This window comes from Paenibacillus tyrphae (assembly GCF_000722545.1).
In the GTDB taxonomy this organism is placed as follows: Bacteria; Bacillota; Bacilli; order Paenibacillales; family NBRC-103111; genus Paenibacillus_G; species Paenibacillus_G tyrfis.
In genome coordinates, this window is sequence record NZ_JNVM01000004.1 from 1 (window position 1) to 15,836 (window position 15,836).

The following is a 15,836-nucleotide window of genomic DNA, read 5'->3' on the forward strand; positions in this document are numbered from 1 at the left end:
CGCAGGTGGCGGGAGTGTTCAAGGGCAGTCGTTCCTGTACCTTAACAAAAAAGAAATAGGCCGCCCTGTTAGCAGAGGGATGCGACCTATTTTCTAACGATATACCTTTGAAGCCACCGCTCTTAAACGCGGCTATTGTGTGTGGGAGTGTAGATGTTACCAGCATCTGCATTCCCTTTTTTAGTACGCGCTTGACCTGCATCAGTCGTAATTGGTCTAAAATGCCTATTTAATTCGACAAATAATTCCAATAGTAGTATTATAGATTCATGAATTGAGATTGGGCGGTGTTTCTATGGAACTAATTTGGAATGTCGTTGGGATAACTCTTCTAAGTTCGACTTTATATTTATCTTTAAGAGTGCTTTTAAAAAAATCGGAATAAAACGATGCAAGAAGTGATCAACACTGCTACTTCCATTTGATTTCTTAAAATGGCTATCGGACAATAAGCGTGATTTAGACCTTACTTACGCTCCCCGCTCCTCGCGATGACTTTTCCGATTTCCGGATAACGAAGATACAATATCCCGCTCATAGCCCCGGATGAAAGTGCTATTCCCGCCCACGTCAGCCAGTCTCCGCCGCCTGTTAAACTGCCTTCAAAAATCAGTTTAATCAGTATTCTAGCGGCAAGGTAGCATATCCAGGCTATGATATATGAAGGTCCACTTTTGGAATAAAGAATCCCTTGTTTGCTGTAAACCTGTGTGCTTATTCCTTGCCATACCCCAATTACAATGGAGACGATGCACACTAGAAATAACTCCGTGTTCATCAGGATGGTCATGTCTTTGGGCAAGCTGGTGAACGCCTTGTAACCGGCAAGGATCGGAAGAACCAAAATATCTCCACGATCTACTTTTTTGGGCATCAATTTCCTAATCACTACATAAACGACAACAGCAATAATGACCAATGCTAGCATGGGCCCATGTAACAAGGAGCTGAGCCCTCCTTCGATCACGCTGGCTAAATTCCCAATCTGATGCGTCCCCATATCACTATTCCTTTCATTCTATTTGTCAAGAACCTGATCAGGTTGTTCTCCTCACCAACGGTATCACATGCTGCTTTTCCCTTCATCTATCTAAGGTTGATTTACGACGTTCGTCTATATCGATCGATGGAGGTTAGGTGTCGTCCTCATGTGATAAAATAAATAAATCATAGCATGCGAAGGAATGTCCGTATGGAAAAATCATTTTTTCAAATGATCGATCAGAACGTCAGCCATGTCATCAGTACCCTCGCCTTGTTGCTCTTGGTTTATAATCATGTCTTTTTCTATGGATTCCAAGTTTTTGGGATAAGCACGGGCATTGTTGCGGTTTACGTCTGGATGCTTTGGTCGAATCCGTCGTCATGGAATGCATCCCGATACATCCTGGTTACCGCCATATTGATTGCTGCGGCGGTTACGGTACGCGGGTTGCATACAGGATATCCCGACAATTTTTTGCTATGGCCGCTTGTTTTTCTTCTGGCAAGAGCACAACCGGCTTGGAGCCGGGTCACGACTTCTCTTGCTGTTTTAACCGGCGTTGTAATCGTTCTTCTGTCCTGTACCGATAAAATATCTTACGGGGACATACTGGCCTTAATCGGCGTTTATATTTCAATCCGCAGTCTGACGTTGCTGAAGGCAGCCAACCAGGAGAATGAGAGGCAGCTTGCAGAGTTGAAACAAGCGCATGCCGAGCTTCAAGAAGCCGCGGTCCATTCCATGCGATATGCAGCGATTTCGGAAAGGACAAGGCTGGCACGAGATATTCATGACGGTCTCGGGCATCACATGACTTCTCTGATCGTCCAACTGCAAGCGCTAAAGCTTATTTTTGGCAAAGAACCGGCAGCTGCGGAGGAAAGCGTCGAGGAACTTCTAAAGGTAGCGCGAAAAGGGATGGAGGAAATCAGAACGGCCGTTCGGGAGTGGTCGGATGACGAGAAAGGGCTCGGCATTATTGCGTTGAAAGGACTCGTATCGCAAACACAATCCAACTCGAAGCTCCAGATCGAATTTTTTCAGTGCGGCAATATTTCGGAATGGACGTTGGAGCGCAGCACCGTTCTTTATCGCATATTGCAGGAATCCCTTACGAATATATTGCGGCATGCCGATGCTGATCACGCTACCGTGACGGTCGAGGAGGCAGGTGGGCGTGTCCGACTCACGGTTGCCGACAATGGAGCCTATAATGGAAAAAAGCCTCTGGAGAGCGGCTTCGGCCTCAGTGGAATGAAGGAACGATGCGAATCCGTAAACGGGCATTGTTCGTTTTCTTTCAATACGCCGCAAGGTCTGAAGGTTGAAGCGGTCATACCGTTGACCTAAAAAGGCCGGTGACAAGGAGATGAGATTATGAAATCCATTCGTATCGTGCTTGCCGACGATCAGCCCTTTGTTCGCAAAGGGTTGCGTTATATTATCGATAGCCAGCCCGACATGCAAGTTGTGGGAGAAGCGGCGGACGGTGATGAAGCGGTGGCCGCCGCCTTGCGCACCACTCCCGATGTGGTCATTTTGGACATACAAATGCCCGGTTCAGACGGCATCTCGGCAACTAAAGAGATTGTCCAATCGTTGCCCGGCGTTAAAGTCGTCCTCCTTACAACGTTCGACGTACAGGAATATGTTTTTAACGGTATTCGCGCCGGGGCTGTTGGCTATTTGTTGAAGGATACCGAAACGGAAGCATTGCTCGAAGGCATTCGCGCCATGGATCGGGGGGCCATGATTTACAACACGACGACTGCGAAGCAAGCCTTCACTCAAATTCTGAATCCGAATTTGGAAGAAACGGCAGCCTATGACAAACTGCCTGCCAATCCGCTAACCGATCGGGAGCTAGAAGTTTTGCAATTGCTCGCCTATGGCAGGCGAAATCATGAACTGGCCGGTATCCTTCATGTCTCGGAAGGCACCATTAAAACTCACATCCACAATATCATTCAGAAGCTGGGCGTAGAGGACCGCACCCAGGCGGTAGTGATGGGCATACGCCGTAAACTCGTGAAATGAATGAAACTTCCTCAAGTTCCTGAACGGCGTTTACACATCAACATAGAGGCATTCTCTCTTACGAGGGAATGTCTTTTTTGTATGGACGATTTCGGTAGCTTCGACGCTGCGGCCGTGCGAAATGGATGTAAACTTTTGTGTACAGGCACTTCCGGGCTTTCGCCCACATACACTAATACTAATCTTTGCGCGAAGACTTCTGAGACCGTTGATCGGCAAACACCTTAGGGGGTGGCTGGAATGCCCGGATTGTTCAGTGCCGTAGCTTTATTTATTAAACAGCTTACTTTGCTCGTTTCCTACGTAAAAAACAACGCGTTTCCCCAGCCCTTGGCAGAGGATGAAGAAGACAAACATTTGAAGCTGATGGCTCAAGGCAATCAACACTCGCGCAACGTGCTCATTGAGCATAACCTTCGGCTTGTCGCGCACATCGTCAAGATGATATGAGCAAAGTCAAACGTCATAATTACTTCCTTCAGTTTAGAGCCAAAGTAAAACGGATTAGCAAAAGCCATACAAAAACCTTTGTGGACGAACCGGAAGTATCCTTGACATGATTCAGAGGCCAAAGGGCCTCTTTTTTTGTTTGGTAAAAAAGTAACATTCCTAATCATACTTTTGTAATAAAATTCACTAAGTACTAATTGCCTATTTTTATTTTCCGGTCATGAAAAATATGGTATTATTGCACTATATTCACCCGAGTTAAGCCAATTCTCGGGCCGAAATTATTCTCGATTTTGATGGCATTCATACTTTGCTTCACAATATTCTTGCATTTTGGGCAATAATTATTTTTCCATATAACGAGGTGCGAAATGGAGCTATTATATATTTATTTAAACAACTACAGAGGTGTATTTAAAGAACAACAGCTTAATTTCAGTAATGAGCTCCGTTTTAGATATAACAAGGCTTCAAAGGAACTACGGGTTGAGAGAAATGATCAGTATCTGCCCCAATTCTTTCAAATAGGTAAAGAACGCGACCCTGAGCATGGTAAGATCGTGAACGTGACAGGCATAATCGGTAAAAATGGTGCCGGCAAAACAACCATTTTGGAATACATAAAGGAGAACCTTGTCGAGGGGGCAGGAGGACTTTTAGTTAAAGCAATCGTCATTATGCGAGATGAGAAGGGGAAGGGAATAATTTTTGTTCATTCCGACCTAGGGATTGAAAAAGGTAACTTTTATGACTTTGATTTCGAAGAACCCTATTATTATGAGGAAAAAGCAGATAAAATGCTTCCGTTGTTTACTTCTGTCATAAGCGACACAACGGTTGTATTTTATTCCAACATCTTCGACGCCCGACAAGAACGCGAATGGGCGGGGATGCGTAATATTTCCACGAATTACTTAGTGAAGCAATATAAACGTGACATCGTAGAAATGGATGAGAACTTTTTAATTAGCGAAACGGAATTGTATCGGCGGGAGGAAATTCGAAAACAACTTCATTTTATCTATAGTAACCGATATGAAATGCAGGATTTACCTATCAAACTCCCAGAACGTGTGATTGTAACCGCACGGCCCACTCGTTTCGAGTTTCAGGCTGTAGATTCGAAGAACAAAAGGAAAAGAAATCTTTTTAAACTTGAGCACTTCATAAGAGATTTAGTGAATTCAAATTCAGAACAACATTGGATCGATAAAGTAAAGAAACACTTTTGGGGTTCGCTCATGAATACATTCTTTCATGAACTACAAAAAATGAAGTGGGCACTCATATTTGATAACATTACTTTAGAGTATGCATTCGATGAAAAGGTGAGTTTACATAAAAAATTAATTCTTATTCTCCAAATGATGATTCAGATGGTTAAACATGATAAATACAGTCACGATTCACTTTGCCGTTGGCTTGATTGCATCAAACAATTAATTGATTTTTTTGAAGTACATATAACCAAGGATACCGTCAGCCCTGTCGATTACTCTTTTATCATTCCACTGGACGGTTCGGAAAACGAATCCGAATCTTCTTTGAAGAAATTACTAGATTTACATTTGGAAGCGGCACGCTTTACGCCGTTTCTTGATTTTGACTGGGGAGATTTAAGCTCGGGGCAAAAAGCATTTTTAAGCTGCTATGCAAGATTTTATGCCTTAACGGACCATCAACAGATCGCAAGCAATATGCAGCTTCAGAAAAATGTATTGATTCTTATTGATGAAGGCGAACTATATTTACACCCTGAATGGCAAAAGAACTTTTTATACAATTTGATTCGTTATTTACCATCTGTCTATACCAATCGGAATATTCAAATCATTCTTACTTCCAATTCACCCATCATCATTTCCGATTTGCCCAAGTCTAACCTGATTTTTATTGATAAAGGGGAGAATGGATGCCGGGTCATTGACGGGCTGCAGGAAACCAAACAAACTTTTGCCGCTAACATTCATACGTTATTTGCTGATGCCTTTTTTATAAAGACCGGGCTTATTGGTGAATTTGCGAATCAAGTTTTATTATCGCTCATCAACACGATCAACGAAACCCCGTCCCCAGAATTGTTTAAACGACGGACGGAACTTGAATCCCTGATTGGGCAAATCGGGGAATCTGTGCTGCGAACGAAAATATCCAGTATGTTGAAAAATAAGATTCAAGAGTATGCGGACAATACTCAAGTTAACAGGCAGCTCCTCGAAACGATCAAAAAGATGCAAATCGAGATTGAGGAGTTGAAACGAGGGAAAAGTAATGATTTTAATTAATGCGGATAATCTGGTCAATATGGCGGAAGTTGAGAGTGAGCATCTGAAACATTTTAAAACAAAAATTACACGCAAGTTGGATAAGAAGATTGGAGCCAGATACGCTCGAAACAAGCCTTTTTACACCTATATTCGAGATCATATCGACGAAATCCTAATCGGTAAACCACAGGGGTTAGATCGAATCGCGAAGGAAATCAAGGGGACATATGGAATAACATTCGAAGATGAACCCTCTAGAAAAACCGCACTATGCAAGGAATTAATTAAAATATTCAATTATAAGACTTTTGTTACGAGCTATCCGCCAGCAAAATGGGGGGCCTATCAACTGGTTTCCAAGTTAAATGTAAACGTTTGCCCTTACTGCAATCGCCAATATACGTTTATGGTCATCAGCGACGACCCGGCCAACAAAGGGAAGACACGTGCGCGGCTCGACCATTTCTATGACAAAGCGACGTATCCATATCTGGCAACATCCTTATACAATCTGATTCCCTGTTGCAGCATATGCAATTCCGATCTCAAAGGAACCGATGATTTCACAATAGACACGCATTTACATCCCTATGTAGATGAGTTCGGCCAATATTTCAAATTCGGAATCGACATGGCTGACAAAAGCAAATTAAAACCGGGAGATACATCCCAGATTGATTATTTGTTTGGCAAAGGCGAAGAATTTGAAATCGTCATACGAGACACATGCACAGATCCTGTACTGAAGCAGAAAGTTAAAAATAACCTTCAGGTATTCAAAATCAAGGAGTTATATAATCATCACAAAGATCATGTGCTCGATTTGATTAAGAAAAAGGTCGTTTATTCTGAATCACAAGTTGATGAATTGTATGATCGGTATAGAGGCCTGCTCTTTTCTAGCCGTGAAGATGTGATCCAAATGATTACGTCCAACTACGTAGGACATGAAAACCAGGATAAAAAAGTATTAGCCAAAATTACACAGGATATTGTCGAAGAGTTGGAATTATATATTTGGTAAAGTTTTGCGGCCTAGACACATCTATAGCTTCCGATCCTATACCCTTGTGTTGTGTCTGGATGGAGCTCGCAGCTGTCCTCAGGAAGATGTGGGAGGCGTTTGGGGACATCAGCAATTGCTGGAAGTACTACTTGCTCCCAATCATCCAGAGCAGCGGTCGGAGAGCAAAAATCCTGTGAAGCTAACCCGCGTTTTTATGGAGAAAAGCTGAAGAGAAATGGAACGAAGACCTTTGGGGAGGGAATTCCGTGAAAACAAAATTCTACGTGGTAGTTAAAGGGCTCCAACCAGGGATTTTTAACAAATGGGATGGGGGGGCCAAACAAAACGTTGAAGGGTATAGAGGCGCCGTCTATAAATCATTTTCGAAGTTAGAGCTAGCAGAGATATGGTGGCAGCAGATGTCCCCAGAGACAAGAAGTCCTACCTACCATTTTGATCAATCAGAGATTTCCTTGGAAATTCAGTCTATCGAAACAGATGAAGAACCAGGGCCTTACTATACTTATCTTATTATTGATCCTCGAACCCAGACACCATTTTACGTCGGACAAACTCGTGATGTTGAACATAGGAAAGTCGGCCACTTGCGTGATTCTAATAAAAACAGAGCCTATAAAAAAAGGATTGCAAGTATTCGGAAGGATGGTCTCGAACCGGAATTCCTGGTCGTTGATACACAGCCAACAAACGCTGATTCCCTTCGTTCGGAAACGGAATGGGTAAAAAAGCTTGCATACCAGGGCATTCGTGTGTTAAATGGTTGGCGTGAACATAAGGAATGGATCGACTTGATCCTCAAAGAAAAAACTGAATAGAAAAGGTCGCACTGCTTAATGAAATATCACTTTGCGGCAAAATAGCGGCAATGGTATAATGTAATTATTGAGGAAGGTGATTTTATGTTCACACCCAAATATTCAATAACGGATACCATTGCCCGCAGACTGATGGATATACAGCGCGCCAGTGCCGTAGTGGATTTGCTTCCATTGCCCGCATCAATTTTGGACCTGCTCAAGAAAGAATCTATGGAAAAGACGGTCATTCTTTCAACAAAAATTGAGGGAAATACGCTCGACGAGGCAACGAAACGAAAGGTATTGTACCAAACCAGCAGTGACAATGAAGAGCAGGAAGTTTATAACTTGATGAAAGCTTTGGAATACTTGGATGAAGCCGAAAGAAGGCACCTCCCAGTCACAGAAGAGTTTATAAAGAAGCTGCATGCCATTATCAAAATATTGCACGGCCGAAGACCACGCGTTAGTGAATATCGCGAAGAGCAAAACCAAGTAGGTAGCCGTAATGCTTCCGGATTTTATCTGCCCCCGGAATGGAAAGACGTCCCTGTATTAATGGAGGATTTGGTTGCCTGGATTAACTCACCGGAATCTTACTCGGTTCCTGTTCCAATCAAAGCAGGGATTTTCATGTGGCAGTTTCTAACGATCCATCCGTATATGGACGGGAATGGCCGAACTGCCCGGATGATCACGACTTATCTTCTACGCCGAGGCGGATTTGGGCTAAAAGGATTATTCGTTCTCGAGAATTTCTACGATCGCAATTTGGCTGAATATTATCGCCGACTCCAGTTAGGACTCCACCACAATTATTATTTTGGACGTAACGAGGCTGAATTGACGCCATGGTTGGAATTCTTTATCGATGGTTTGGCTGAGGTATTTCAAGAGGCCGCTGCCATCGTAACGGAGAAATCTGCCCAAATGACGAAAATCGAACCGGATCTGATTCGAAAGCTAGATCCTCAGCAGAGAATGGTGTTCGCCCAATTAACCTTTAAACAAGATACACTGACGACGAGCGAATTGAGGGACCTGTTGCGTTTGTCGGATCGTTCGATAAGGGAAAAGGTAAGTCATTGGAGAGAAGAAGGATTTATTGAACCGCGCGATCAAGACGCCAAAAGAGTTCGTTCGATTAAATTATCAGCGGCGTACGAGAAATTGGCACAAGAAATTCGGAATGCGCCGGATAAGTTCGCCCATTTTCTAAAATGAAAGAAGCACTGCGATCTCAACCTGAGATGCCGCAGTGCTTCTTTCATATCAGAACGTACATTCGCTGACAATCTATGGTCGCTACGAACCGTCATAATGGAGAAAAGACAGACGGAAGTGAGCAAAATGAATTAACCTATACATCGCCATCACAGGAACACAGCACTACTATGGGATAACGTTTCTAAAGCCGGGTTAGATCGTTCACTTGATCAAAGACTCGAATAATCCGCATGACCATGAAGCGATTATAGTGGATATGATCCCATTAGACAAAATTGGCCACGTTGCCAACAGCACCCATACCGTACCGAAAGGTTGCCGCAGTGCCGGCCGATTTTGAACAAGTTATGCCTATTTTTAAATAACAAATACGGGGTGAAAGTATTAAGTATCTCCATAAAACGGAAAATTATGATAAATAGAGCTGAATTGCAGTTATAATAAATAACTTATCGAAAGCAAATTAGTGCCAAGTGGCGAATCGTATAATTTTTTGATGAAGAGACTTTTCAAGTCCAGTCGAAGAAATCGCAAAAACCTTCACGGGGGAATGTCTCTTTTTCTTCGAGCGGATGTAAACTTTTGTGTACAGGCACTTCCGGGCTTTCGCCCACATACACTAATACTAATCTTTGCGCGAAGACTTCTGAGACCGTTGATCGGCAAACACCTTAGGGGGTGGCTGGAATGCCCGGATTGTTCAGTGCCGTAGCTTTATTTATTAAGCAGCTTACTTTGCTCGTTTCCTACGTAAAAAACAACGCGTTTCCCCAGCCCTTGGCGGAGGATGAAGAAGACAAACATTTGAAGCTGATGGCTCAAGGCAATCAACACTCGCGCAACGTGCTCATCGAGCATAACCTCCGGCTTGTCGCGCACATCGTCAAGAAATTCGACAATACGGGGGAGGATCTGGAGGATTTGATCTCCATCGGTACGATCGGTTTGATCAAAGCGATTGAATCGTTTTCCCCCGACAAAGGGACCAAGCTGGCGACCTTCGCGGCGCGGTGTATCGAGAACGAAATTCTGATGCATCTTCGCTCGCTGAAAAAGACGCGCAAGGACGTATCGCTGCACGACCCGATTGGGACGGACAAGGAGGGAAATGAGATTACTCTTATAGATATCCTTGGCACGGACTCCGACGAGGTGGTGGATAAAGTGCAGCTCAAGATCGAGAAAAGCAAGATTTACAAAAACCTGGATATTCTCGACGACCGCGAAAAAGAAGTCGTTGTAGGGCGGTTCGGACTAGAGCATGGTGGAGAAGAGCGGACTCAGCGGGAGATCGCGAAGGAGTTAGGCATATCGCGAAGTTATGTGTCTAGGATTGAGAAAAGAGCTCTCATGAAGCTATATCATGAGTTTTATAAGGCGAAGAGATAAACACGGTAATAGCTTGCCTTGTTGCGGTCATTGACACGTTGTACCAATACGTTCAGATAATCTTTGTTTAAGAAACAATACTTTGTTGCTGTTCGATTGGGGGTGAGGGCGGGTCTACTCGATGTGCAGAAGATCGCCAACCAGCCTCTCATACAGCTGGTTGGCGACAACTTTATAGAAGTTTTAATTTCGGGGCCCCCCGCAAAGTACCTGAATCCGCTTTGAAGCCAAGACACCACTTTGAGGGGGTGTTTCTTTTTATTTCAATAAGTTGTAAACCGCTTGAGCCGCTTCTGCTCGTGTCGTGTGTTCAGCTGGTACGAACAGCCCTTCTTGGCGTCCCGTCAACAACTTCGCTTTGATTGCACTATTAACATAAGGCAAAGCCCAATCGCTGATCATTGGAGCATCAGAGATTTCCGTTGAAGCTTTTTCTAATTTTACACCCGTTCGATATTCATAAGCGCGGACAAGCATAATGGCCATCTCTTCTCTGGTAATGCTTCGATTCGGATCGAACATTTGTTGGGAAACACCTGTGATAATGCCTGCTTTATAAGCTGCGGATACTTCCTTGGCATACCATGCGTTTCCAGCCACGTCACCGAACGGAGCTGTCTCGGAAGACTTGAGACTAAGTGTCCGTACGAGAAGCGATGCGAACTCAGCACGGGAAACATCTTGGGTTGGTGCAAAGCTCGAGTTCGTCACTCCGTTCACAATATGTCGGGCAGACAGCTCTTGAATCGTCGAGTATGCCCAATGTATGCTTGTTACATCACTATAATTTTTTTCCAACGAAAGGACTGCGTAATGGCCGAGTCGGTCAATTCCGACTTCGATTGCGGTATTGCCGTTTGTAAGCGTTCCGCCCAAGTACGTAAGACTTCCGTCATCCAGAATCTTATAGATACCGGCCAGCTTCGGATTCATTCCAACCGGGATCGGGAATGTAATGGTTACAGGCTTTTTCAACTCATTCATTTCATACTGCTTCCCGGCTGCATCGGTCACGAAGATCGCGAGGTCGAATACCTTTCCGCCCAGCGTATAAAGTCCGTTATCCTTGCTGCTCGCTTCTTTTAATGTCCGGTTCGCTTGTTCTGCTGAGACCGGTTCGATTTTCACCGTAATCACAGCGGAGGCGTCAACAGATGGCAGCAAGCTGGTTGCGGATTTCAACACATCAGCAGGAACGATCAGTTTTACATCGTGTGCCTGGACATGTAATGGACGCCCATTAAGCTGATCTACCTGCGCGATTGGAATGAGAATGCGATTCTGTCCTTCCGTCAGTGCGACGGATATGGATGCAGAGTTCTTTCGCAGGTCTTCGTCCTTGATCACAGCCGAGTTACCCGGCAGCTCCGGCTTCGTTGGCGGTACTACAGCCGTTGGAGATGAATGTGACGATTCTGATGATTCCGACGAATCTGGCAATCGATGAACTAGTATCACATATTCTTTAGAAGTTCCGTTCTGTGCAGTGACAAGGACAGAGATACGATTCGAGCCGACGAGCAGGCTGCTGCCACCAGTAACAACGACTTGGGAAGTGGCATGCTCGGCGGAATAAGTTACCGCCGCTACCGTTGTGCCATAGGATACATCAACCGTATAACTCAGCTTGTCCGGTGCGAATCCGTTCAATGCGATATTATTGACACGCAAATCAAGCAGGTTAGCGTTGGACGATAGCGCTTGAGGTTGTCTGGTTATCGCGATGCTATAAATACTCTTAGTTCCGTCTTGAGCTGTTATCGTAACCGTAACCGTATTTACTCCGACAATTAATTTATCACCACCGGCAATCACAACGGTTGCAGCTGGATTTGCTGTTGAGTAAGTTATGCTTGTCACCGTAGTCTCATACGGTACCGACAATGAATAATTGAGCTTGTCTGAAGCGAATCCATCCAACGTCTTTCCGTTTACGCGCAGATCGAGCAAGGAACTGTCGGACGATAGCCCCTGAGGCTGTCTGGTAATCACGATGCTATAAATGCTCTTAGTCCCGTCTTGAGCTGTTACCGTAACCGTAACCGAATTTTTACCGACAATTAATTTATCTCCGCCAGTAACCATCACGGTTGAAGTAGGACTTGCTGTTGAATAAGTTATGCTTGTCACCGTGGTCTCATACGGTACCGATAATGAATAGTCAAACTTATCCCATGCGAAACCGCTCAACGTCACCCCGTTAACGCGCAAATCACTCAAAGAAGCAGGCGATATGTTGGCACGGTTCAGATTGATGACATACGATCTGACGTTTCCGTTCGGTGCTGTTATGGTCACTGTCACAACGTTATTGCCAACCTGAAGGTTGGAGCCGCCATTAACTACTACCGTTGCCTGAGGTTCTGAAGTCGTATAGGTAACTTTCGCATTCGTCACGGTATTCGGAACGTTCAGCGAATACTCCAATGTATTCGGTGTGAAGCCGTCTACCGAGACACCGTTAATTTTCAGATCCGTCAGGTTCGCGTTCCCGCTTGCAACCTTATCACCGGTAAAATCGATCTCGCTCATGCTTGTAAATGTTTTGGATGGATCCGTATTGTAGGTTCCGGTAACTACGAATTTTACGTAGCGGCCCTGCACAGCCTTATCCAAAGAGACAAAGTCTGTATATACGTTGCCTGTCCAAGTTTTCCCAAACGTGCCGGAGACTTTGTTGGCCGCATTGCTCAAGAAAGCAGGATCGTTTAAGTCGGCCGGGTTATCGGACGCGTACAATTCGAATGTTTTCGGAAATTCCATCGCACTTTGGTTAGGTCGGCTCTTTCTCTGAATACCATTCAGTTTATACGTGCTCTCCATATCGATAATGACCCAATGCGGGAATGGTGCAGCAGGAGCTTCCCATTTGGAATGCCAGATGGTTGTTTCTTGACCGTCCAAGATGTTGCTGGCTACAGCGTTCTCATTGTCCGCATAAGAGCTAAAAGAATGGATAGAGAAAGCCGTTTTTGGAATGAATGTATAGATGATGCCATTCTTGGCAGTTTGCAAAGCCCACATCAAATCGAGATAGGCTTGATCGATCGCAGCAGCGCTGTCGCCAGAAGTAATAGCCTTAGCGTTAGCAAGTCGAGTCTTCAGTTCATTTTGTGCCTGTACGGGAAGTGATAATCCTGTAGTTCCTTTGACATACGCAGTGAATTGTTCAGCTTCCTGAATTTTAGCTAACAATTGATTAAAGTTGTACAAAGTCGTCGACTGGTACGAATCGGATAACGCTTTGGCTTCCGTGGCGGATAGGGCGCGCTTCCATATCTTTAAGTCGTCCAGCGTAACGGTTGCTCCGCCGTTTCCTTTATTACCGTCTGCACCGATGATGACGTGATAAGGAGTATCCATACTGGACGTACCCAGTGCGGTGATATCCTTGGTCGCCTTCATGACACCGTCGACGTAAGTGGTGGCCGTCTTGTTCGTCCTGTCTACGGATATGGTGAAGTGATGCCATTCTGTCCCTACACTTTGAGCCGAATAATCGATACGATTGGTGCCGTCTGCCATGTTAAGCGTCATGTTGTTCGTAGTCGCAGGCCCAATATACCATCCGGCATTCTTACCGGAATTCCAGTCTTTGTTAGAGATTACCGTCTGGTCACCTGCCAGATTGCCGGCGTGCCAGAACGATACGGTGAAATCGCCATTACCGAACTTCAAGTCGGATCTGTCTCCAAGATCGATATAGTTGGTATTGCCGGCCGCAATGCTGGCCGCTTGTCCGGATCTGCCTGACACATAAGTGACATTACCAGCAGAGGTGGCCAGACCTATTGCGCCGGCAGCATCATCATTCAAATTGCCGTCAAATTTCATGTCGGACACAAGCTGCTTCCACATCGTACTAGGATCGATAGGCGTCAATTCCGGTGCCGTGCCTTCCGTTCGTAAGTAAGTCTGCAAAGGTGCGCTTTTGTTGCCGTAAGCATCCACTGCCGCTATGGTAAGGACGTAGGACGTAGCCGGGCTGAGACCCGTTATCGGGATATTCATTTTGTTCGGAATCGGAGAGAAGTAAAAGTCCGATAAAACATTGTACGACTTTGCGACTTCTGCCGTACGCTGGTTATACACTTTGATTTCATAATGATGCATGGATTGATCGTCCTTGGCTTGCTTGAACGAGAGCATCGGCACGTTATTCGAACCCGGCAACACTTTAAGGTCGGGGTTCGCCGGGAATTGCGGTGCCGTTTTGTTGCGGTTGCTTGAGGTATACGTGAAATTGCTTTTTATTTCATCCTTCGTCTTGCCTATTAATTTCACTACCCATTTTTTTCCCGCTAAAGCGCCGGCACTGTTATAAGGTGTTGGGGAATTATTGCCTTGCCATTTGCCACCCAGATAAATAGAGCCTGGATCCCCGTTATACTCCATGCGTTCAATCTCTACACGGTCCTTGTATACCTCAATGAGTTGGGATTGGTTGACAGGGAATTCGAATCGCCCATCCATCAATCCTTCTTCCGTTACAGCGGAATAGCCATGATCTACCTCGATGTATGACATGGACCCAAGATTGACAGCGGTAAAATCTTTCTGATAGATCGAACGATCATCGTTAATATTCAAATGTGAATGGCCGGATAAAACAAAGACTTGCGGATAATCCTTCAAATCCGTATACAGGTTCTGATTGCTTCCTTGCTGGCCGTCCATGGCGGTGCCGGACACAGGATGATGCAAAGTAATGAAGATAGGCTTATTCAGATTCGCCGGATCGGCTGTTATTGCTGCGAGCCGACCCTTCAGCCAGTTTCTTTGTCCTGTGTCGCCGTTATAATTGTTCCCGTTCAAAAAGAAAAACGAATAGCCGCCGATTGTTTTCTCGTAATAGCCATTCGGCTGATCAGTAAACCATTCCGCCGGGTAATAGTTTTTCACTTCGGCTACGCTTGCGTCATGGTTGCCGATCGCAATCTGAACGGGCATGCCCGACCAATTTTTGCGTGCCAATTGTTCTTGCAGAACATCGCGTGCAAACAGATGATCCGGCCCTTTGCCATCACCGTTGTCATTGATGATGTCGCCCGCGATAACGATGGCATCCGGATTGGGAAAGATGGAAGAAAGAACATCGAAATTGCTGGCATACCTTGCGCGTGTCTTGGCATTCTCGGTATCCGTGCCGGGACCGACATGGATATCCGACATCGCAGCGAATTTCAGCAGCGGTTTTTCGGTTGTTTTGATGATGTAGCCGTATGTAGCGGGTTTACTCCAGGCGCCGTCTTTCAAGGCGATCACTGAGATATTCGTGGACTCCGTAAGGACAATCGGCGTTCCGTTAAACTTAAGGCTTGTTTCATCAGGCATGGTCCCGTCCAACGTGTAATAGATGTCGGCACCTGAGGTGGTGGAGCTAAGCGCAACGGTAACAGATTGCTCATAGCGTCCTGCGGGTACGGAAACGACCGGCGTGTCGACTGTAGCTGCTGCGATCGCTGCCGGTATAGAGCCTGCTCCTGTTGAAACAACAGAAGTTGCTATGGTGCAAGCAAGGAATGCGGATACAAATTTCTTGGCTGTCAACAAGTGAAGTCCTCCTTTTCACAAGCTTGAATGATGGATTGATGTAAATAGCTTCATACGTGCTTGTACCGATGACTTAGATAGGCATTCCCTCCTTTAACTATAAA

Annotated in this window: 10 protein-coding genes and 1 pseudogene; 9 read left to right on the top strand and 2 right to left on the bottom strand. The window is 45.1% G+C overall.

Annotated features, from left to right (window positions below; genetic code table 11):
- Positions 1–466: 466 nt before the first annotated feature.
- Positions 467–1,000 carry a hypothetical protein gene (locus tag ET33_RS03460; RefSeq protein WP_152570585.1) on the bottom strand — a complete coding sequence of 178 codons (534 nt, stop codon included), beginning with the start codon at positions 998–1,000 and terminating at the stop codon, positions 467–469.
- A gap of 192 nt (positions 1,001–1,192) precedes the next feature.
- Here ET33_RS03460 and ET33_RS03465 point away from each other — a divergent pair, with 192 nt between their 5' ends.
- The 9 genes and pseudogenes from ET33_RS03465 (at position 1,193) to sigK (ending at position 10,179) form a co-directional block, all read left to right on the top strand.
- Positions 1,193–2,335, top strand: coding sequence for a sensor histidine kinase (locus ET33_RS03465; RefSeq protein WP_036676583.1), 1,143 nt, complete (start codon positions 1,193–1,195; stop codon positions 2,333–2,335).
- Between the two features lie 24 nt (positions 2,336–2,359).
- On the top strand, positions 2,360–3,022 hold the full coding sequence (locus ET33_RS03470) for a response regulator transcription factor (protein ID WP_036676585.1): 663 nt from the start codon (positions 2,360–2,362) through the stop codon (positions 3,020–3,022).
- Positions 3,023–3,262: 240 nt separating this feature from the next.
- Positions 3,263–3,463: pseudogene (locus tag ET33_RS03475) on the top strand (RNA polymerase subunit sigma-70); the annotation flags it as partial.
- Positions 3,464–3,843: 380 nt separating this feature from the next.
- Positions 3,844–5,757, top strand: a complete 1,914-nt coding sequence (locus ET33_RS37195) for an AAA family ATPase (protein WP_051775086.1) — start codon at positions 3,844–3,846, stop codon at positions 5,755–5,757.
- Positions 5,744–6,763: a hypothetical protein gene (locus tag ET33_RS03485; protein WP_051775087.1), complete on the top strand. Its 1,020-nt coding sequence runs from the start codon at positions 5,744–5,746 to the stop codon at positions 6,761–6,763. Before ET33_RS37195 ends, ET33_RS03485 begins: the two co-directional genes overlap by 14 nt.
- 46 nt (positions 6,764–6,809) lie before the next feature.
- On the top strand, positions 6,810–6,974 hold the full coding sequence (locus tag ET33_RS39625) for an IS1096 element passenger TnpR family protein (RefSeq protein WP_407668073.1): 165 nt from the start codon (positions 6,810–6,812) through the stop codon (positions 6,972–6,974).
- 37 nt (positions 6,975–7,011) lie between these two features.
- Positions 7,012–7,581, top strand: a complete 570-nt coding sequence (locus ET33_RS03490) for a ribonuclease H1 domain-containing protein (RefSeq protein WP_036677676.1) — start codon at positions 7,012–7,014, stop codon at positions 7,579–7,581.
- Between the two features lie 84 nt (positions 7,582–7,665).
- On the top strand, positions 7,666–8,787 hold the full coding sequence (locus ET33_RS03495) for a Fic family protein (RefSeq protein ID WP_036676590.1): 1,122 nt from the start codon (positions 7,666–7,668) through the stop codon (positions 8,785–8,787).
- A 690-nt stretch (positions 8,788–9,477) separates the two neighbouring features.
- Positions 9,478–10,179 (top strand): RNA polymerase sporulation sigma factor SigK, encoded by a 702-nt coding sequence (gene sigK, locus ET33_RS03500; protein ID WP_036676591.1) that lies wholly within the window; start codon positions 9,478–9,480, stop codon positions 10,177–10,179.
- Between the two features lie 258 nt (positions 10,180–10,437).
- On the opposite strand, the gene ET33_RS36210 is transcribed toward sigK, so the two are convergent.
- Positions 10,438–15,732, bottom strand: coding sequence for a cadherin-like beta sandwich domain-containing protein (locus tag ET33_RS36210; RefSeq protein WP_051775088.1), 5,295 nt, complete (start codon positions 15,730–15,732; stop codon positions 10,438–10,440).
- Between the last annotated feature and the right edge of the window lie 104 nt (positions 15,733–15,836).

Excerpts from the sequence above, each read along its gene's own strand:
- ET33_RS37195 (WP_051775086.1), top strand. The coding sequence starts at position 3,844 with ATGGAGCTATTATATATTTATTTAAACAACTACAGAGGTGTATTTAAA.
- ET33_RS03465 (WP_036676583.1), top strand. The coding sequence starts at position 1,193 with ATGGAAAAATCATTTTTTCAAATGATCGATCAGAACGTCAGCCATGTC.
- sigK (WP_036676591.1), top strand. The coding sequence starts at position 9,478 with ATGCCCGGATTGTTCAGTGCCGTAGCTTTATTTATTAAGCAGCTTACT.
- ET33_RS03495 (WP_036676590.1), top strand. The coding sequence starts at position 7,666 with ATGTTCACACCCAAATATTCAATAACGGATACCATTGCCCGCAGACTG.
- ET33_RS03485 (WP_051775087.1), top strand. The coding sequence starts at position 5,744 with ATGATTTTAATTAATGCGGATAATCTGGTCAATATGGCGGAAGTTGAG.
- ET33_RS03460 (WP_152570585.1), bottom strand. The coding sequence starts at position 1,000 with ATGGGGACGCATCAGATTGGGAATTTAGCCAGCGTGATCGAAGGAGGG.